This is a genomic window from Streptomyces sp. NPDC004134, from assembly GCF_042874195.1.
GTDB lineage: Bacteria > Actinomycetota > Actinomycetes > Streptomycetales > Streptomycetaceae > Streptomyces.
In genome coordinates this window covers 89,961-108,676 of sequence record NZ_JBIAMS010000012.1, presented here as the reverse complement: position 1 = coordinate 108,676, position 18,716 = coordinate 89,961, and the positions used below count along the sequence as shown (strand labels likewise).

General features: G+C 74.4%; 14 protein-coding genes. 11 read left to right on the top strand and 3 right to left on the bottom strand.

The features are described from left to right. Position 1 precedes the first annotated feature (1 nt). On the top strand, positions 2-793 hold the full coding sequence (locus ACFYVJ_RS17230; protein ID WP_388892062.1) for a helix-turn-helix domain-containing protein: 792 nt from the start codon (positions 2-4) through the stop codon (positions 791-793). A gap of 406 nt (positions 794-1,199) precedes the next feature. Continuing rightward, positions 1,200-2,636: a lytic transglycosylase domain-containing protein gene (locus tag ACFYVJ_RS17225; RefSeq protein WP_388892300.1), complete on the top strand. Its 1,437-nt coding sequence runs from the start codon at positions 1,200-1,202 to the stop codon at positions 2,634-2,636. Positions 2,637-2,671: 35 nt separating this feature from the next. On the opposite strand, the gene ACFYVJ_RS17220 is transcribed toward ACFYVJ_RS17225, so the two are convergent. Next, entirely contained in the window at positions 2,672-5,347 is a 2,676-nt protein-coding gene (locus ACFYVJ_RS17220) for an ATP-dependent RNA helicase (RefSeq protein ID WP_388892060.1), read from the bottom strand. Between the two features lie 63 nt (positions 5,348-5,410). Next, positions 5,411-6,289 (bottom strand): class I SAM-dependent methyltransferase, encoded by an 879-nt coding sequence (locus ACFYVJ_RS17215; protein ID WP_388892057.1) that lies wholly within the window; start codon positions 6,287-6,289, stop codon positions 5,411-5,413. A 338-nt stretch (positions 6,290-6,627) separates the two neighbouring features. Here ACFYVJ_RS17215 and rpsA point away from each other — a divergent pair, with 338 nt between their 5' ends. The 4 genes from rpsA (at position 6,628) to ACFYVJ_RS17195 (ending at position 12,926) form a co-directional block, all read left to right on the top strand. Further along, positions 6,628-8,121 carry a 30S ribosomal protein S1 gene (gene rpsA / locus ACFYVJ_RS17210; RefSeq protein WP_018835634.1) on the top strand — a complete coding sequence of 498 codons (1,494 nt, stop codon included), beginning with the start codon at positions 6,628-6,630 and terminating at the stop codon, positions 8,119-8,121. Between the two features lie 175 nt (positions 8,122-8,296). Then, on the top strand, positions 8,297-9,496 hold the full coding sequence (locus ACFYVJ_RS17205; protein ID WP_388892053.1) for a sensor histidine kinase: 1,200 nt from the start codon (positions 8,297-8,299) through the stop codon (positions 9,494-9,496). Continuing rightward, positions 9,493-10,161, top strand: a complete 669-nt coding sequence (locus ACFYVJ_RS17200) for a response regulator (RefSeq protein ID WP_388892050.1) — start codon at positions 9,493-9,495, stop codon at positions 10,159-10,161. The genes ACFYVJ_RS17205 and ACFYVJ_RS17200 overlap by 4 nt, the downstream gene beginning before the upstream one ends. A 518-nt stretch (positions 10,162-10,679) precedes the next feature. Continuing rightward, positions 10,680-12,926: an MMPL family transporter gene (locus tag ACFYVJ_RS17195; protein ID WP_388892047.1), complete on the top strand. Its 2,247-nt coding sequence runs from the start codon at positions 10,680-10,682 to the stop codon at positions 12,924-12,926. Positions 12,927-13,130: 204 nt separating this feature from the next. Here the strand turns inward: ACFYVJ_RS17195 and ACFYVJ_RS17190 are convergent, their stop codons facing one another. Next, complete coding sequence (locus ACFYVJ_RS17190) at positions 13,131-14,369, bottom strand: ABC transporter substrate-binding protein (RefSeq protein ID WP_388892044.1); 1,239 nt, start codon at positions 14,367-14,369, stop codon at positions 13,131-13,133. Between the two features lie 300 nt (positions 14,370-14,669). Here ACFYVJ_RS17190 and ACFYVJ_RS17185 point away from each other — a divergent pair, with 300 nt between their 5' ends. The 5 genes from ACFYVJ_RS17185 to ACFYVJ_RS17165 all read left to right on the top strand — a co-directional run bounded on the left by ACFYVJ_RS17185 (position 14,670) and on the right by ACFYVJ_RS17165 (position 18,710). Further along, positions 14,670-15,590: a PAC2 family protein gene (locus ACFYVJ_RS17185; RefSeq protein ID WP_199850678.1), complete on the top strand. Its 921-nt coding sequence runs from the start codon at positions 14,670-14,672 to the stop codon at positions 15,588-15,590. Positions 15,591-15,677: 87 nt separating this feature from the next. Beyond that, positions 15,678-16,298, top strand: a complete 621-nt coding sequence (coaE, locus tag ACFYVJ_RS17180) for a dephospho-CoA kinase (RefSeq protein WP_388892041.1) — start codon at positions 15,678-15,680, stop codon at positions 16,296-16,298. Positions 16,299-16,397: 99 nt separating this feature from the next. After that, the gene (locus ACFYVJ_RS17175) at positions 16,398-16,763 is read left to right on the top strand and encodes a tetratricopeptide repeat protein (RefSeq protein ID WP_388892039.1); all 366 of its coding nucleotides are present in this window, start codon (positions 16,398-16,400) and stop codon (positions 16,761-16,763) included. Positions 16,764-16,870: 107 nt separating this feature from the next. Then, on the top strand, positions 16,871-17,545 hold the full coding sequence (locus tag ACFYVJ_RS17170; RefSeq protein WP_388892036.1) for a nitroreductase family protein: 675 nt from the start codon (positions 16,871-16,873) through the stop codon (positions 17,543-17,545). A 283-nt stretch (positions 17,546-17,828) separates the two neighbouring features. Beyond that, positions 17,829-18,710, top strand: coding sequence for a sugar phosphate isomerase/epimerase family protein (locus ACFYVJ_RS17165; RefSeq protein WP_388892296.1), 882 nt, complete (start codon positions 17,829-17,831; stop codon positions 18,708-18,710). The last annotated feature ends 6 nt before the right edge of the window (positions 18,711-18,716 follow it).

Genomic DNA, 18,716 nt, shown 5'->3' with positions numbered 1-18,716 from the left:
CATGCACACGCACGGCACGGATGTACGTGATCGGGCACTCGCCCTGCTGCGCACGGGCGCGCGGAACGCCGACATCGCCCGAGACCTCGGCGTTCCCGTAGGAACGGTCGGCTACTGGCTTTGCCGGGACCGGGCCAGGCGCGGGACATCACCGGGTGCCCCGGACCGCCCGTGCCCGCGGTGCGACGGCCGGCCGCTGGACGACACGGCCTACGCCTACCTCCTGGGCCTCTACCTGGGCGACGGCCACATCGTCCGGTACTCCGGGCACCGGGTCCCCAGCCTCATGATCACCTGCGCCGACGCCTGGCCCGGCCTGATGGGCGACTGCCACCGCGCCATGAGCGCGGTCTTCCCGCACAACAAGGTCTGCTCGGTCGCACGGACGGGCTGCCACAACGTGAAGGTCTACTCCCGGCATCTGCCGTGCCTGTTCCCCCAGCACGGCCCCGGCCCCAAGCACGAGCGGGCGATCCGTCTGGAGACCTGGCAGCAGGGCATCGTCGACGCGTATCCGTGGCCGTTCATCCGGGGGCTGGTCCATTCCGACGGGTGCCGGATCACCAACTGGACCGCGCGCACCACCGGGGGCGTGACGAAGCGATACGAGTACCCCCGCTACTTCTTCACCAACCGCTCCGCCGACATCATCCGGCTGTTCTGCGACACGCTCGACCGGGTCGGGGTCGAGTGGAGGGCCGGTGGGCAGCGGGCGCGGGCGGCCAAGAACATCTCCGTCGCCAGGCGTGCCTCCGTCGCGCTCATGGACGCGCACGTCGGGCCCAAGTACTGACCCCACCCCTACCTCCGCCCCGCCGGTGTCCTAGGGGTATCCGCGGGGTGTGCGGGTGCGGTCACCGTTCATCCACAGGCGGTAGAACGCGGCATCAACTTGACGTATGGTCGCGAGCATTGCTGTGCGGGGGAGCCTGCAGACCTACGGAGGGGACGGGTAGGCGATGTCTGCGCCGACGCGACGACGACTGCGCAAGGGTGCGATGACCGCGGCGGTGGCCGCCGCCGCGATGGCGGCGCTCACGGCCTCACAGGCGCCGGGGCTTTCCGCCGGGCCCGACGCCCCCGGGAAGAGCGCCCCTGACCAGGCGCCCGGCGGCGGGGAGGACTCGATCACGGGTGGCTCCCCTTATTACACCGACCTGCCGCCGCTGGAGAGCGCCAACCCCTCGCCCGGTGACGAACTGGAGGACGAGGCAGACGACTCCGGTATCCCGGCGACCGTCCTCGACGCGTACAAGCAGGCCGAGAGCCGGCTCGCGAGCACGAACCCCGGGTGCAACCTGGAGTGGGAGCTGCTGGCGGCCATAGGCCGGGTCGAGTCGGGGCACGCCCGCGGCGGTGACGTGACCGCGAACGGTACGACCCGGAACCCGATCCTCGGTCCCGTGCTGAACGGCAACGGCTTCGCGAACATCACGGACACCGACGGCGGCGAGTACGACGGGGACACCACCCACGACCGCGCCGTCGGTCCCATGCAGTTCATCCCCTCGACCTGGGCCACCTGGGGCAGCGACGGGAACGACGACGGCGAGCGGGATCCGGACAACGTCTACGACGCGGCCCTGTCCGCCGGGCGCTATCTGTGTGCGGGCGGGCGGGATCTGTCCTCGCAGGCCGACCTGGAAGCCGCCATCCTCGGGTACAACCAGTCGGAGTCGTATCTCCGTACGGTCCTGACCTGGTACGACTTCTACAAGGAGGGCGGCGCCGACTCGGTGCCCGACGGCACCGGCGCCGATCCGGGCGACCGCAGCGACGGCATCAACACGCCGACGCCCTCGCCGAGCCCGTCGGGGAGCGACCGCCCGGGCAAGGGCGGCGACGACGGCAAGGGCGGCGGCGAGGAAGACGGCAAGGACGACGGCAAGGGCGGCAACAGCCCCGGCCCCGGCCCCACCGAGCCGCCGCCGCCCGGCGGCGAGGACCCCGGCGACCCGTCGCCGGCACCGACCATCGCGGATCTGCGCGTGGTGAGCCCGCAGTCCCCGACCGCGTACACCGGCGCCGACTTCGCCGAGCGGCCGAAGGTGCGGGGCGTGACCTCGCGCGGCACGGGCGTGTCCGGCAAGACGGTGACGTTCACCATCAGCGGCCAGACCGGCGCGGTCTTCGCCGGTGGCGGCAAGACCGCCTCGGTGACCACGAACGGCTCCGGCTACGCGACGGCGCCCGTGGTCAAGGCGGGCCAGTTGACCGGGGACTTCACGATCCGCGCCACGACGAGCGGCGGCGTGAGCCCGGTGGAGTTCGCCGCCGAGGTGGAGGCGTCGTACGGGCTGGCCCGGGTCGGTGACGCGGCGCTGAAGGCGGCGGCGGGCGGCGAGTTCGGCACCGTCGAGGCCAAGGTGACGTACCGCGGCGGTCCCGCGGCGAAGGCGCCGGTGACGGCGGCGATGGTCACGGAGGCGGGCGAGCCGAACGACAAGGGCCCGTACTTCGAGGACACCGAGGGCAACCCGGTCCGCAAGCTGAACCTGACGACGGAGGACGACGGCACGGTGAAGCTCCCGACGATCCACGCGGGCGACACGGCGGGGACGTACCTGCTGCTGCTCACGACGAGCGAGGGCGTGACGCTGACGCTGGAGCTGACCGTCGAGCAGGGCGCGGCGTAGGACGGGCAGGGCCGGCGGTCAGCCGGCCCCACCGGTCAGCGGCCGGCGTTCGTGCGGCGCGTCGTGTGCCGGGTGGGCGTGGCGGTGGCCGGGTCCTCGGGCCAGGGGTGCTTCGGGTAGCGGCCGCGCAGCTCGGCGCGGACCGCGGGGTAGCCCTGCCGCCAGAAGGACTCCAGGTCCGCGGTGACGGCGGCGGGGCGGCCGGCGGGTGACAGCAGGTGCACCAGGAGCGGTACGCGGCCGTCCGCGATCCGCGGGGTCCGGTCGAGGCCGAAGAGTTCCTGGAGCTTGACGGCGAGCACGGGCTGCTGCGGGTCGTCGTAGTCGACGCGGATGCGGGAGCCGCTGGGCACGTCGATGCGTTCCGGGGCGAGTTCGTCGAGGCGGGCGGCTTCGCCGCGGGCCCAGGGGAGGAGCCCTTGGAGTACGCGGCCGGCGTCGATGCGGCGCGGGTCGTCGTCCAGCCAGTCGTCGGCGCGGGCGAGGAGTGCCTCGTCGGAGACGTCGGGCCAGGGGTCGCCGAGTGCGCCGTGGAGGAACGCCAGCCGGCGGCGTAGCGCGCGGGCGTGCTCGGACCAGCGCAGCAGCGCGGTGCCTTCGCGGCGCAGTCCGTCGAGGCGGGCGGCCCGGAGGCGGTCGGGGTCGGGGCGGGGAAGGGGCCGGGCGCGGAGTTCGACGGCGCCGAGGCGGGTGACGCGGCGGGCGACGGTTTCGTGCCGCTCGGCGGACCAGGTGACTTCTTCTTCGGTGCGGAGCAGGGTTTCGGCGGCCCGTAGCGCGGTGGCTTCGTCGAGGGGGGCGCCGAGCCGCAGCCGGGCGCCGGCGGCGCCGACGGGCCGGTCGGCGACGGCGACGGCGAGCCACGGCTGCCCGCGCAGGGCGGATTCGGCGCCGGCTTCCACGCGGGTGCCGGATGCCATGAGGTACGAGCCGTCGCCGCGGCCCCGGGCGACGCGCTCGGGGAAGGCGAGCGCGGCGACGAGACCGGCGACGGCGTCGTCGCCGAGTCCGCCGCCGCCCTGGCCGCCGACGTCGCGGGAGGCAGCGGTGCGCCCGGCGGCGCCGTGGGCGGCGGCTTTCGCGGGTGGGGTCGCGCCTTCGCCCGTGGCGGGTGTGCGGGACGGGGTGCCGGGCTCGTCTTCCCAGTGCGCGCCCGCCGGATTCGGGTCGTCCGCCGGTGGCCGCAGCGCCCGCCGCAGGCGCTGGGCTTCGCGGCGCCAGCGGGGGGCGTAGGCGTCGCCGCCGCGGCGGGCGCGGCGCCAGGCGGCGGCGAGGTCGTCGCCGTACGAGCGCGGCGGCTCTTCGCTGAGCAGCGCCACCGCCTCGGCCGCCGCGCGGGGGCCGGCTTCCGCGGCGGCGTCGAGCAGGGCGCGGCCGAGCCGGGGGTGCAGGCCGAGGCCGGCGAGGCGGGTGCCGCGGGGCGTCGGGCGGCCGGCGGTGTCCACGGCGCCGACCGCCCGCAGCACGTCGCGGGCGGCGGCCAGCGCGCCCGGCGGCGGGGTGTCGAGCAGGGCGAGCCCGGTGGCGTCGGGGTCGCCCCAGCAGGCGGCTTGCAGGGCGAAGCCGGCCAGGTCGGCGACGGCGATCTCCGGCGACGGGTAGCGCGGCAGCCGCCCGTCCTCGGCCTGCGACCAGCAGCGCAGCGCCAGTCCTGGCCCTTCGCGCCCGGCGCGGCCCAGCCGCTGCGTGGCGGTGGCGGCGGAGACCCGTACGGTCGTGAGTGCCCCGAGCCCGCGGGCGTGGTCCATGCGCGGTTCGCGTGCGAGACCGCCGTCGACGACGATCCGCACGCCCGGCACGGTCAGGCTGGACTCGGCGACCGCGGTCGAGAGGATCACGCGCCGCTCGCCGGGGGCGCTGCCGCGCAGCACGGCGTTCTGCACCTCGGCGGGTGCCTGTCCGTGCAACTGCAGTACGTCTGCGGCCGTGTCCGCCAGCAGTCCGGCGACCCGGGCGATCTCGCCGACGCCCGGCAGGAAGCAGAGCACGTCGCCGTCCGGCCGGCGCAGCCCTTCGCGTACGACGTCGGCGATGTGGGCCAGCAGCGCCGGGTCGACGCGGGTGCCGTGGGCGGGGCGTACGCCGGCGGGCGGGGGGCGGTAGCCGATCGCGACGGCGTGCATCGTGCCCTCGCCGCGTACGACGGGGGCGGGCGCGGCGGCGTCGGGCGCGGTGAGGAGGCGCGCCCAGGCGGCGGTGTCGGAGGTGGCGGAGGCGGCGACGAGCCGCAGTTCGGGGCGGAGGGTGGCGCGTACGTCGACGAGGAAGGCGAGCGCGGTGTCGGCGTCGAGGTGGCGTTCGTGGCACTCGTCGAGGAGCACGGCGTCCACGCCGGCCAACTCGGGGTCGCGCTGGAGGCGTTGCAGGAGGACGCCGGTGGTGACGACCTCGACGCGGGTGCGGGGCCCGGCGCGGCGCTCGCCGCGGACGGTGAACCCGACCCGTTCGCCGGTCTCTTCGCCGAGCAGCCACGCCATGCGGCGTGCGGCGGCCCGCGCCGCCATGCGGCGGGGTTCGGCGACGAGCACCCGGCGGGGCCCGTCGCCGGTGCCGGGGACGAGTCCGGCGAGGGCCAGCGGGACCAGCGTGGTCTTGCCGGTGCCGGGCGGTGCGCCGAGCACGGCGGCGCCGGGTCCTTCGAGGGCCGCGCGCAGGGCGGGCAGCGCGTGCCGTACGGGCAGGGCGTCGAGTGCGTCGGAGCGGAGGGCCACGGACGCCAGTGTGCTACGGACCGCGCCCCGGCCGCCGCCCGGGGCCGCTGCCCGCGGCGGGCTCTAGGCCGCTTCGCAGACGAAGATCGCCGTGCCGGGGATCAGGTGCCCGCGCAGCGGCGACCAGCCGCCCCACTCCTGGTCGTGCCACTGCGGCCACTCCGGCTCCACGAGGTCCAGCAGCCGGAAGCCGCCCCCCACCACGTCGCGCACGCGGTCGCCGAGCGTCCGGTGGTGCTCGACGTACAGTGCGCGCCCTTCTTCGTCCTGCTCGACGTACGGCGTGCGGTCGAAGTACGACGCGGCCACCGAGAGCCCCTCGGGCCCCGGTTCGTCGGGGAACGCCCAGCGCACGGGGTGGGTGACGGAGAAGACCCACCGCCCGCCGGGCCGCAGCACCCGCCTGACCTCCCGCATCACCGCGACCGGTGCGGCGACGAACGGCACGGCGCCGTATGCCGAGCACGCCAGGTCGAACGCCCCGTCGCGGAACGGCAGCGCGGTCGCGTCCGCCTGCAGCAGCGGGAACGGCGCGGCCTGTGCGGGCGCTTCGAGGGCCAGGCGGCGCGCGTGCTGCAACTGACGGTGGGAGAGGTCCAGCGCTACGGGCCGCGCCCCCTGCTCGGCGAGCCAGCGCGAGCACTGCGCCGCCCCCGCGCCCACCTCCAGCACCGCCCGCCCGGTCAGCGAATCCGGGGGGCCGAGCAGCCGGGCCTCGGCCTCGTCCAGCCCTTCGGGGCCCCAGATGAAGCGGGCGCCGTCCGCGCCGCCGAGGAAGCCGCCGTGCTCGCGCTGGTAGTCGTCGGCGTTGCGGTCCCACCAACCACGGCTCGCTTGCCGGGTTTCCCGCGCTGGGACGGGCCGTCGGGTAGCCTCTGCCGGAACATCCGCGTCAGCGGCCCCGCCGACACCGCCCGTACCGTTTTCGTACTCGTGGACCATCGGCGGACCCGTCGTAGTACCTTCCTGCCACGCGCGAGAGTGACGGAGCGCCACTACTGCCGGGTATGGGGCGGCATGCCCCAGGTGCACTCTTCGCGCATTGACCATGCCCGGCTGCCCCCGTATGCTACAAGTTGCGCTGCGGGCCTGCGCGCCTCGGACGGAGTAGGTCGCGCTCGCATCTGTTGTATGTCCCCTCGGTTCACGAGGCGCTGCCGGACTCCCGGGTGGAGTCGGGAAAGCGCCTCTTAGGCTGTCCGGCTTCGGCGGTGCGATCACAGGGCTCTCGGCGTGGAGTGACGACGACTCAACTTGCCCGTACCGGAGCCCAATCCCACATGACGAGCAGCACCGAGAACACCGCGGCCGCCACGACGCAGGTCGCGGTCAACGACATCGGTTCCGAGGAAGCCTTCCTCGCCGCGATCGACGAGACGATCAAGTACTTCAACGACGGCGACATCGTCGACGGCGTCATCGTGAAGGTCGACCGGGACGAGGTCCTGCTCGACATCGGCTACAAGACCGAGGGTGTCATCCCTTCCCGGGAACTCTCGATCAAGCACGACGTCGACCCGAACGAGGTCGTCGCCGTCGGCGACGAGATCGAGGCCCTTGTCCTGCAGAAGGAGGACAAGGAAGGCCGGCTGATCCTCTCGAAGAAGCGCGCGCAGTACGAGCGTGCGTGGGGCACCATCGAGAAGATCAAGGAAGAGGACGGCATCGTCACCGGTACCGTCATCGAGGTCGTCAAGGGCGGTCTCATCCTCGACATCGGCCTGCGGGGCTTCCTGCCCGCGTCGCTGGTCGAGATGCGCCGCGTGCGCGACCTTCAGCCCTATGTCGGCAAGGAGCTCGAAGCCAAGATCATCGAGCTGGACAAGAACCGGAACAACGTGGTTCTGTCCCGCCGTGCCTGGCTCGAGCAGACCCAGTCCGAGGTCCGCCAGACCTTCCTCACCACCCTCCAGAAGGGTCAGGTGCGGTCGGGTGTGGTCTCCTCGATCGTCAACTTCGGCGCCTTCGTGGACCTGGGCGGCGTGGACGGCCTGGTGCACGTGTCCGAGCTGTCCTGGAAGCACATCGACCACCCGTCCGAGGTCGTCGAGGTCGGCCAGGAGGTCACGGTCGAGGTCCTGGACGTCGACATGGACCGCGAGCGCGTCTCGCTGTCCCTGAAGGCGACCCAGGAAGACCCGTGGCAGCAGTTCGCGCGCACGCACCAGATCGGTCAGGTCGTGCCCGGCAAGGTCACGAAGCTGGTTCCGTTCGGCGCGTTCGTCCGTGTCGACGAGGGCATCGAGGGCCTGGTCCACATCTCCGAGCTGGCCGAGCGCCACGTGGAGATCCCGGAGCAGGTCGTCCAGGTCGGCGACGAGATCTTCGTCAAGGTCATCGACATCGACCTGGAGCGCCGCCGCATCAGCCTCTCGCTGAAGCAGGCGAACGAGACCTTCGGTCCCGACCCGATGGCCGTCGACTTCGACCCGACGCTCTACGGCATGGCGGCGTCGTACGACGACCAGGGCAACTACATCTACCCCGAGGGCTTCGACCCCGAGACCAACGAGTGGCTCGACGGGTACGAGAAGCAGCGCGAGGAGTGGGAGGGCCAGTACGCGGAGGCCCACACCCGCTTCGAGCAGCACCAGGCGCAGGTCGTCAAGTCCCGCGAGGCCGACGCCCAGGCGGCGGCCGAGGCGGGCGACTCGGCGCCGGCTCCGTCCGGCGGCGGTTCGTACTCCTCCGAGGGTGCGGACGACTCCGGCGCGCTGGCCTCGGACGAGGCGCTGGCGGCCCTCCGCGAGAAGCTGGCCGGCGGCCAGAGCTGATCGCGGGCCTGCCGGCCCGGGTAGTAGTACGCAGCACGACAGACGGAAGCCCGTCGTCCCCTCCGGGGGGCGGCGGGCTTCCGCCGTGCGTGCCCCTTGCGGGCCGTACGGCCCGGGCTCGCGGGGGCCGGCGCCTTCGCTCCGGGGCGTGCGCCCGGGCACGTACGCTGGGGTCATGCCCCTGCCCGTACGTCAGCTCCGCCTGCCCCAGGGCCGCGCGGCGGACACCGCCCTCGCGGCCGGTACGGGTGCGCTGGTGGCGCTGGGCACGGTGCAGGCGTTCGTCGGCCAGCGCCGGGAGCCGTGGGCGACGACGGCGCTGGGCTGGGCGCTGATCGCGCTGGCCTGCGGGGCGCTGTACTTCGCCCGCCGCCGTCCGGTCGCCGTGGGTGCGTTCGTCGTCCCGGTCGTCGGCGTCTACTACGTGAGCAGCGCGTACGACGGTCCGCTGTTCGTCGTGCTCGTCATCGCGCTGTACTGCGTGGCCGCCGCGGGGCGGCTGCGCGCGGCGGCGGCGCTGGGCGCGCTCGTCGTCGCCGGTACCGCGGCGGGGACGCTGTCGGGCAACGACGACGTCAACGGCATCGCGCTGTTCATGCTCACCGGCTGGGTGGTCGCGGTGGTGGCGCTGGGCGCGATGTGGCACGGCAGGCGCGCGCACGTCGAGGGCGAGGCGCGCCGGCGCGCGACCGAGGAACGGCTGCGCATCGCACGTGAGTTGCACGACGTCATCGGGCACAACATCTCGCTGATCAACGTCCAGTCCGGCGCCGCCCTGCACCGGCTGAAGAAGAGCGCCACCCCCGACCCGGCCGCCGCCGGCGCGCTGGCCGCCATCAAGGAGACCAGCCGCGAGACGCTGCGCGAGCTGCGCACCACGCTGGGGGTGCTGCGGCAGGTCGACGACGAGGCGCCGACGGCGCCCGCGCCGGGGCTGGCGCGCCTGCGCGAGCTGACGGAGCGGGCGGCGGACACCGCGGGGCTGCGGGTGAAGACGGTGGTGGAGGGCGCGGAACGGACGCTGCCGGCGGAGCTGGACCTGACCGCGTACCGGGTGGTGCAGGAGTCGCTGACGAACGTCGCGCGGCATGCGCGGGGGGCCACGTCCGTGACCGTACGGCTGGACTACGGTGACCGGGAACTGCGGCTCGCGGTGGAGGACGACGGCCGGGGCGCCGCAGCCGAGGCCCGCGCAGGGGGCGGGTCCGGCGCCGGACCCGGCACCGCCGCGGTCGGCGGCGGCAGCGGCATCGGCGGGATGCGGGAGCGGGCGCGGGCGGTCGGCGGGGAGCTGGCCGCGGGCCCGCGGCCGGGAGGCGCCGGGTTCGCCGTCACCGCCCGGCTGCCCTACGGAACGGAGCACGCCCAGGCATGATCAGGATTCTGCTCGCCGACGACCAGAAGCTGGTGCGCGCCGGCTTCCGCTCGATCCTGGCGGACGAGGACGACCTCGACGTGGTCGGGGAGGCGAGCGACGGCGACCAGGCGGTGGCCGCGTGCCGCGAACTGCGCCCCGACGTCGTCCTGATGGACATCCGGATGCCGGGCACCGACGGCCTGGAGGCGGCCCGGCGGATCGCCGCGGACGAGCGGCTGGCGGACGTCCGGGTCGTCATCCTGACGACGTTCGACCTCGACGACTACGTGTACGGCGCGCTGCGCGCCGGCGCCGCCGGGTTCCTGGTCAAGGACACCGAGCCGGAGGAGCTGATCCACGCGGTGCGGGTGGCGGCCCGCGGCGACGCGCTGATCAGCCCGTCGGTGACGCGGCGGCTGATCGCCGAGTTCGCCGGCCGGGTGAAGGCGCCGGAGCCGAGTCCGCGGCTGAACGCGCTGACGGAGCGGGAGGCCGAGGTGATGCAACTGGTCGCCGCCGGGCTGACGAACGACGAGATCGCGGCCCGGCTGGTACTGAGCCCGGCGACGGCGAAGACGCACGTGAGCCGGATCATGACGAAGCTGGGAGTGCGCGACCGGGCGCAGTTGGTGGTGCTGGCCTATGAGTCGGGGATGGTCCGCCCGGGCTGGCTGGCCCCCTGACGCCCCCGCGCCGGCCCCGCGATGTCACGCGCCTCATTCCCAGCGCCGGACCCGACGTGCCCGACTCTCTGCGCCGGACCCGACGTGCCCGACTCCCTGCACCCGGCCCGACGTGCCCGACTGCACACGCCCGCCCTGATCCGCCCCACTCCATGTCCCCGCGCTGACGTGCCGCCTCCGCGTGCTCGACCCGACGTGCCCGGCTCCGTGCCCCGTCCCGACACCCCCGGTTTCGCACTCCGACCCCCCGTCCCCCACGCACCCGCCCAAGGGTAGGCCGCCCCGCCGACAGCGACCCGTCCCCCGGACCCTGACGACCCGGTGACCCGCCCCGCCGCAGCGCCGGTGGGCGGAGGCCGTAGGGGATTCGGGAGCGCCCCCTAGGGGACTCGGCGGCGTTACGGGGGCGGGCGCAACCCGGGTAGTACGGGACCGGCGGCGGGCGCAACCAGCGGGGTAGGGGCGGTGTCCGCGCCCGGCCGACGTGCCCGCCCCAGCCGGCCCCCCACGCTGGCGTCATGTCCGCACACCGCGCAGCTCCGCCGCCCACCGATCCCGGCACCCGCCCCGGTCTCTTCGCCCGCCTCGCCGACTGGTCGCGCCGCCGCCGGCGGCTGGCGATCCTCCTCTGGATCGTCGTCCTCCTCGGCGTCACCGCCGCCTCCCAGGGCGCCGGAAGCAACTGGCGCAACGACTTCTCCCTCCCCGGCACCGACTCCCAGGCCGCCACCGACCTGCTGGAGAAGCACGGCTCCGCGCAGGCGGGCGACAGTCTGGAGATCGTGTTCAAGGACGAGCGCGGGCTGCGGGCTGCGGGCACCGAGCAGGACGTCGAGCGCATGCTGGAGCAGGTGCGCGGGCTGCCGAGCGTCGTGGACGTGCGCAGCCCGTACGCCGACGGCGGCGCGGCCGTCTCCGAGGGCGGCGACGTCGCGTACGCCACCGTCACCCTCGACGGCAAGGCGGAGACCGTGCCGAAGGCGGACGTCGAGAAGATCATCGACACCGCGCAGGACGCACGGACCGACGCGCTCCAGATCGAGCTGGGAGGCGAGGCCGTGCGCGGCGCCGAGGAGGAGGGAGGCGGCGGCGCCGAGGGCGCGGGCATGCTCGCGGCGCTGGCGATCCTCGTGCTGCTCTTCGGCTCGCTGGTGGCCGCCGCGGTGCCGCTGGTCACCGCGCTGTTCGCGGTCGGCACGGCCGTCGGCCTGATCACCATGGCCGGGCACGTCTTCACCGTCGCCGATTTCACCCCGCCGATCATGATGCTCGTCGGCCTCGGCGTCGGCGTCGACTACGCGCTGCTGATCTTCTACCGGTACCGCCACGAGCTGATCCGCGGCGCCGACCGCGACAGCGCCGCCCGCATCGCGCTCGACGCCGCCGGCCGCACGGTCTTCTTCGCCGGCTGCACCGTCATCGTCGCCCTCCTCGGCCTCGTCGCCCTCGGTCTCGGCTCGCTGCAGGGCGTGGCGCTCTCGGTGGCGCTGACCGTGCTGGTCACGATGGCCGCGTCGCTGGTGCTGCTGCCCGCGCTGCTCGCCGTGCTCGGCCGGCGCATCCAGCGCCACGTGCTCAAGCGCGCCGAGAAGGCGGCGGCCAAGGGCAAGGTCGAGGGCAGCCGCTGGCGAGCCCTGGCGGACGCCGTGCAGCGCCGCCCGCTGCCCGCGCTGGTCGCCGCCCTGGTCGCGCTCGTGGCCCTGTCGGCGCCGGTGCTGGGCATGCGGCTCGGCTTTGCCGACGCCGGGAACGACGCCCCCTCCAGCACCAGCAGGAAGGCGTACGACCTGCTCGCCGAGGGCTTCGGGCCCGGCTTCAACGGCCCGCTCTTCGTCGTGGCGCAGGGCGGCGCCGGAGCCGGCGCGGCCGGTGCCGCCGAGGCGGGGGAGCAGGCGCAGGCCCGTATCGCGGCGACCGACGGCGTCGCCGCGACGACCCCGCCGCTGCCGTCCGAGGACGGCGAGGTCGCGACCGTGATCGTCTTCCCCGCGTCGGCGCCGCAGGACGAGGCGACCGCGGACCTCGTGCACGACCTGCGCGACGACGTGCTGCCGCCGCTGGCGGCGGAGACCGGCGCCGAGTACCTGGTCGGCGGGGCCACCGCCGGTACGCAGGACTTCTCCGACACCGTCGCCGACCGGATGCCGCTGTTCGTCGCCCTCGTCGTCGGCTTGTCGACACTGCTGCTGATGGTGGTCTTCCGGTCCCTCTGGATCCCGCTCAAGGCGGCGGTGCTGAACCTGCTGTCCATCGGCGCCGCGCTCGGCGTGATCACGCTGGTCTTCCAGGAGGGCTGGTTCGGTGTGGAGCAGGGGCCCATCGAGGCGTTCATCCCTGTGATGATCTTCGCGATCGTCTTCGGGCTCTCCATGGACTACGAGGTCTTCCTCGTCTCCCGGATGCACGAGGAGTGGGAGCGTACGAAGAACGCCGGGCACGCGGTACGCGAGGGCCTGGCCGTCACCGGGCAGGTGATCACGGCGGCGGCGCTGATCATGATCGTGGTGTTCGCGGCCTTCATCCTGAGCCCGAGCCGGATGCTCCAGCAGTTCGGCCTGGGGCTCGCGGTGGCGATCCTGCTGGACGCGCTGGTGATCCGCTGCCTGATCGTGCCCGCGGTGATGCAGTTGCTCGGCCGGCACGCCTGGTGGCTGCCCGGCCCGCTGGCCAGGAAGCTGCCGCGGGTGGCGCTGGAGCGGCCCGAAGGGGCCGAAGGGCACGACGAGGGGGAGCGGTCCGAGCAGCGGGGGGTCGGGGTCTCGTAGGGCACCACCGGCAACCGCCGGGCGCGCGGAGGCCCGCCCGTACGGCCATGGCTGCGGTCACGGCGGTACGGGCGGGCCCGTGCGCCTACGGCGGGGCTGTACAGGGCCTCTGCCCGTACGGCGGGGCTGTACGGGCGGGGATCCCCTGCGCGTGCGGCAGGCGCGCGGCCACGCCCGCACCCGCCGGGGGCGCGCCCCCCGCGCTCAGCGGCGCTTCTCCGCCTCCTGGTGCCACTCGCCGCCCTCCCGGCGGTCGAGCCACACCACCGGGTGCGCCTCGGCCTGCGACAGCTCCTTCCACCAGCCGCCCAGCGTCCCGCGCACCTGCACCGTCGGCAGCGCCTCGGCCAGCGCCGCGCGGGCCAGGTCCGGCTCGTTGCTGTTGCGGTCCTCCGCCGAGACGGTGTCCCAGGCGGAGAGCATGGCGCGGGCGGCGTCGTAGGTCTCGACGGCGTACGGGCGGCCGGCCAGGTCGTCGCCGAGGGCCTTGCGGACGGCGGCGCGGCGGCCGGCGTCGGGGTCCAGGCGCACGTCGTAGTGGCCGCGGACGGTCAGCCAGCCGTCCGGCACGGAGAAGTCCGCGTCGGCGGCGGCGTTGCGTCCTGTGCACGTCGGCGCGGTCGGGTCCCACAGCGCCTTCACGCCGGTGAACCCGCTGTTCTCGACCTGCTCCAGCCAGTCGGCCAGGTTCCCCGCCCCGCCTTCCAGGAACACCGCGTCGGGCTCGAACCGGCCGATGGCGTCGGCGAGCTGCCCCGCGTCGTCCGTCTGTACCTCCACGCCGTCGGCGCGCAGCCGGTCGACCAGGGCCCGGGTCGGTCCCGCGGCGGTGTCGCCGCGGACGTAGACCTTCCTGACCCCGGGCTCGGCGGCGAGGTGGCGGGCCATCACGACGCCCATGTCGGCGGTGGACGCGGAGGAGCGCAGCTCGTTGGTGTCCGCGTACCGCGGCTCAGGGCTGAGGCCGGCGCCGTCGTGGCGGCAGGCGCGTACGACGGGGAGGCGGAAGGACGTCAGGCCGCTCTCCGGCAGCTTGAGCGCGGGGTCGCCGCCGACGACCCCGGTCAGGCCCGGCTCCATCTCCAGCCAGCGCGCTATGAGCCGGCGGTTCGCGGGCTCGGTGGACTCCTTGTGGGCGGTGAGGTCGGAGACGGCCAGCGGGGGCGTGGCCACGCCGCCGTTGCCGCCGCCGGTGCCGGTCCCGTGGTCGGAGAGCGCCCGGGTCACGCTGCGGTTCAGCACGGTGTCCTGCCCGCCGCCCGGGTCGGCGTCGCCGAGGGCGCCGATGCGGTACACGCCCGTGAAGGCGGCGGCCGTGGTGGCGTCGGGCGACGGCGTCCCGGGTGGTCTGAGCCCGGTGCCGCCGGGCCATGCGGACACGACGATGCTCGCGATCACGAGGACGCAGGCACCGATGGCGGCGAGCGTGAGGGAGCGCGACATGCGGCGCCGCCCCCCTCGGCGGGGCCGTAGCGGCTCCCGCAACCCACCGCGCCCGTCCGGGACTTCTCCTCCCGGCCCCTCCTCAGGCACGACGACCCCCTCCTTCTGCGAAGAAGGACGCTATACGCAGCGGCGAGGTTCCGCCGCCGTACGTCATGATCCAGCCAGTTCACCGGCCGGCTCCGGGGGCGGGGGAGAGGGCTGCCCCGGTGTATGCAGACGCCGCGGCCGCCGCCCGCGGAATCCGTCCGCGTCACCGGGAATCACCGCGGGCACGCGGGGTGTTACACCCTCATGAGCATGTACGAATGGGACCCCAGCGGGCTCGCGGCCGTCGACGCGGTGCTGGAGCACGACTCGGCGGGGCTGACCCTGCTCTACCACCTCGAAGGCTTCATGGACGCCGGCGAGACCGGCGCCCAGATCAACGAGCGGCTTCTCGACGACCTTCCGCACGAGGTCGTCGCCCGCTTCGACCACGACCGGCTCGTCGACTACCGCGCGCGCCGGCCCCTCATGACGTTCCGCCGCGACCACTGGGCCGCGTACGAAGTCCCCAAGCTCGAACTGCACCTCGTACGCGACGCGACCGCCAGCCCGTTCCTGCTGCTGACGGGCCCCGAGCCGGACGTGGAGTGGGAGCGCTTCGCCGAGGCCGTCCGCGAGATCGTGGAGCGGCTGAACGTGCGCCTGGCGGTCAACTTCCATGGCGTCCCCATGGGCGTGCCGCACACCCGCCCCGTCGGCCTCACGCCGCACGGCAACCGCATCGACCTGGTGCCGGGCCACCGCGGCGTCTTCGACGAGGCCCAGGTCCCCGGCAGCGCCGACGCGCTGCTGGAGTACCGGCTCGGGGAGGCCGGGCACGACGTCCTCGGCGTCGCCGCGCACGTGCCGCACTACCTGGCCCGCACCCCGTACCCCGACGCGGCGCTGACCGTCCTGGAGTCGATCACCTCCGCGACGGGCCTCGTCCTGCCGGGCGTGGCGCACGCGCTGCGCTCCGAGGCGCTGAAGGTGCAGAACGAGATCGAGCGCCAGGTCGACGAGGGCGACGAGGAACTGGTGGGCATGGTCCGCGGGCTCGAGCACCAGTACGACGCGCTGGCCGGCGGCGACGACCGGGAGAACCTGATGGCAGAGCCCGCCGAGCTGCCCTCGGCGGACGAGCTGGGCAACGCTTTCGAGCGGTTCCTCGCGGAGCGCGAGGAGGGCGACTGAGGCGCGGACCGCGCGGGGGCGGCCGCCGGAGCGCGGGCTGTACGCTCCGGCGCCCGCCCCCGCGCGTTTGCGGCCTACGCTGGACCCATGCTGACGGTGGGACTGACCGGCGGGATCGGCGCCGGCAAGAGTGCGGTGTCGCGGCTGCTCGCCTCGTACGGGGCGGTGCTCGTGGACTCCGACACGATCGCCCGCGAGGTGGTGGAGCCTGGCACCCCGGGTCTCGCCGCGGTCGTCGCGGAGTTCGGTGACGGCGTGCTCGCAGCGGACGGCAGTCTGGACCGGGCGGAGCTGGGGAGCATCGTCTTCGCCGACGCCGAGCGCCGCCGCGCGCTGAACGCCATCGTCCACCCCCTGGTCCGCGAGCGGTCCGCGGCGCTGCAGGAGGCGGCGGGCCCGGACGCGATCGTCGTGAACGACGTGCCGCTGCTGGCCGAAAACGATCTTGCCGGGCTGTACGACGTCGTCGTGGTCGTCGACGCCGCGCCCGCCACCCGGCTCGACCGGCTGGTGCGGCTGCGCGGCATGGCGGCGGACGAGGCGCGCTCCCGGATGGCGGCGCAGGCCACGCGCGAACAGCGGCTGGCGATCGCCGACATCGTCGTGGACAACGACGGGACGCCGGAGGAGCTGGCGGAGCGGGTACGGAAGGTCTGGGAGGAACTGGTGGCACGCAAGGGGGTCAGGGGGCGGAATAGCGGGGCATGATCCCGTGTTGGGAGGGCGCATCGCCTCCCGCTGGTCTCCCGGCGTGGAAGAAGGCGGGCGGGAGACGGAAAGACGCAGCAGACGAGGAAGGAGTCCGCCGTGGCCGAGCGCAGCCCGGAGACCGACGTCGTCGACTACCGGGCGGCCGAGCAGTTGCTCGCCGCCCGCGATCCGCGCGGCGCGGTCCAACTGCTCGACCCGCTGGTCGAGGCCCATCCCGAGAAGGTCTCGCCGCGGCTGCTGCGCGCCCGCGCGTACTTCATGAGCGCCCGCCTCGGCCCGGCGGAGGCCGACTTCCGCACGGTCGTCGACCGCGAGCCGGACAACGCCTACGCGCACTTCGCCCTGGCCCGCACGCTGGAACGGGCGGGGGGCGACCCGGACGAGGTGCGCCGGCACTTCCGCCTGGCGGCGGCGCTGGACCCGCGGCCGGACTTCGTGGACGCGGCGGGCTTCGAGGAGTAGGAGCCGCGGGCGGGCGGGCGTCCGCGGGTGTGGGTGTGGGCCCGGCGCGGGCGTTCGGCTCGTATCAGGTCTGGGCCAAGTCCGCGGGACCGTGCTCTGCTGGGCTGATGACGACCTCGCAGCCGTGTCCGGCCCCGTATCCCACCGTCCCGTACGAGCCTCTCGGCGTGCCGGCGCCGGACGCGGAGGTGCGCAGCCGCGCCTTCCACGACGCGATGACCCGCCGCCGCACCGTACGGGACTTCTCGCCCCGCCCGATCCCGGACGGGGTCCTGGAGTGGGCGATCCGCACCGCGGCCACCGCGCCCAGCGGCGCCAACGTGCAGCCCTGGCGCTTCGTCGTCGTCACCGACCAGGACCGCAAGAGGCGGCTGCGGGAGGCGGCGGAGCAGGCGGAGCGGGAGTTCTACGCGCGCCGGGCGTCGCCGGAGTGGCTGGCGGCGCTGGCGCCGCTGGGCACGGACTGGCACAAGCCGTTCCTGGAGGCGGCGCCCGCGGTGATCGTCGTCTTCGAGGTGCACAAGGGGCCGCAGAGCCCGCGCCCGTACTACACGAAGGAGTCGGTCGGCATCGCCGTCGGCTTCCTGCTCGCCTCGCTGCACCAGGCGGGGCTCGCGACGCTCACGCACACGCCGAGCCCGATGCGGTTCCTCGGCGAGGTGTGCGAGCGGCCGCCGGAGGAGCGGGCGGCGTACGTGATCCCCGTCGGCTACCCGGCGGACGGGGCGCGGGTGCCGGACATCCGGCGCAAGGAACTGGACGACGTGCTGATCCGCCTCTGAGCGCACGGAGCACGCCGGGCACTCCGGCGTGAGGTGCCCGGTGCGCGCTGGAGCGCGCTGACGTGCGCCTGTTTGGGCCGCGGGGGCCGCAGAAGCTGCTGCGGTGCACCGAACCGTTGACCGCATGACGCGGGCCGCTTACTCTGATGCGCGCATGCCAGAAAGCGCTTTCTAGACGGACGGGTCAGACGCGGGAGAGGCGGTTGTGCGCATGATCGGCAGGCACGAAACGGACCAGGGAGCCGACGGGACGAGCAGGTCCCGGCGGCCGGCGAACAGCGGGCTGGGAAGGCGCGCTCTGCTCACCGCGGCGCTCGGCGCCGGTACCGCCGCCGCCCTCGGTGGCGCGGCGGGACCCGCGGCGGCGGCCGAGGCGGAGGCGTGCGCCGGCGGCGGCCGGCCGGGCAAGCGGCGTATCCCGCCGGGCGGCATCGGCATGCACCTCTACACCATGCGCGGGCCCCTGGCCACGGACTTCGCCGGGACGCTGCAGCAGTTGTCGGACATCGGCTACGCCACCGTCGGCGTCAGCGGCCGGCACGGCCACAACGCGCAGCAGATCCGCGGCATGATCGACGACGCCGGGCTCTCCGCCGTGCTGGAGCACGTCGGGTGGGACATCGTCTCCGGCAGCGGGCTGCCGAAGGCGATCGAGGACGTCCACACCCTGGGCGGCAAGTGGGTCGTCGTCCCCAGCCTGCCCGGCGCCATGCACACGCCGGCCGGCTTCCGCGAGGCCGCGCGCAAGATGAACGCGGCGGGCCGCGCCTGCCGCGACGCCGGCCTGCAGCAGGTGCTCTTCCACAACCACGGCAGCGACCACGCCACCGTCGACGGCGAGGTGCTGTTCGACATCCTCGTCAACGAGACCGATCCCCACCTGGTCGCCTTCGAGTTCGACGTGTACTGGGGAGCGCGCGGCGGCGCCGACCCGCTCACGTACTTCCGCCGGCACCCCGGCCGCTTCCCCGCCCTGCACGTCAAGGACATGGCGCCGAACGGCGACTTCGCCGACGTCGGCTCCGGCGTGCTGGACTTCCCGAGGATGTTCCAGGGGGCGAAGAGCGGCGGGGTCAAGCAGTGGCTCGTCGAGCACGACAACCCGTCCGACCCGTTCGCGACGGCGCGCAACAGCTACGAGTACCTGGCGGCGCTGCGCTACTGAAGCGCT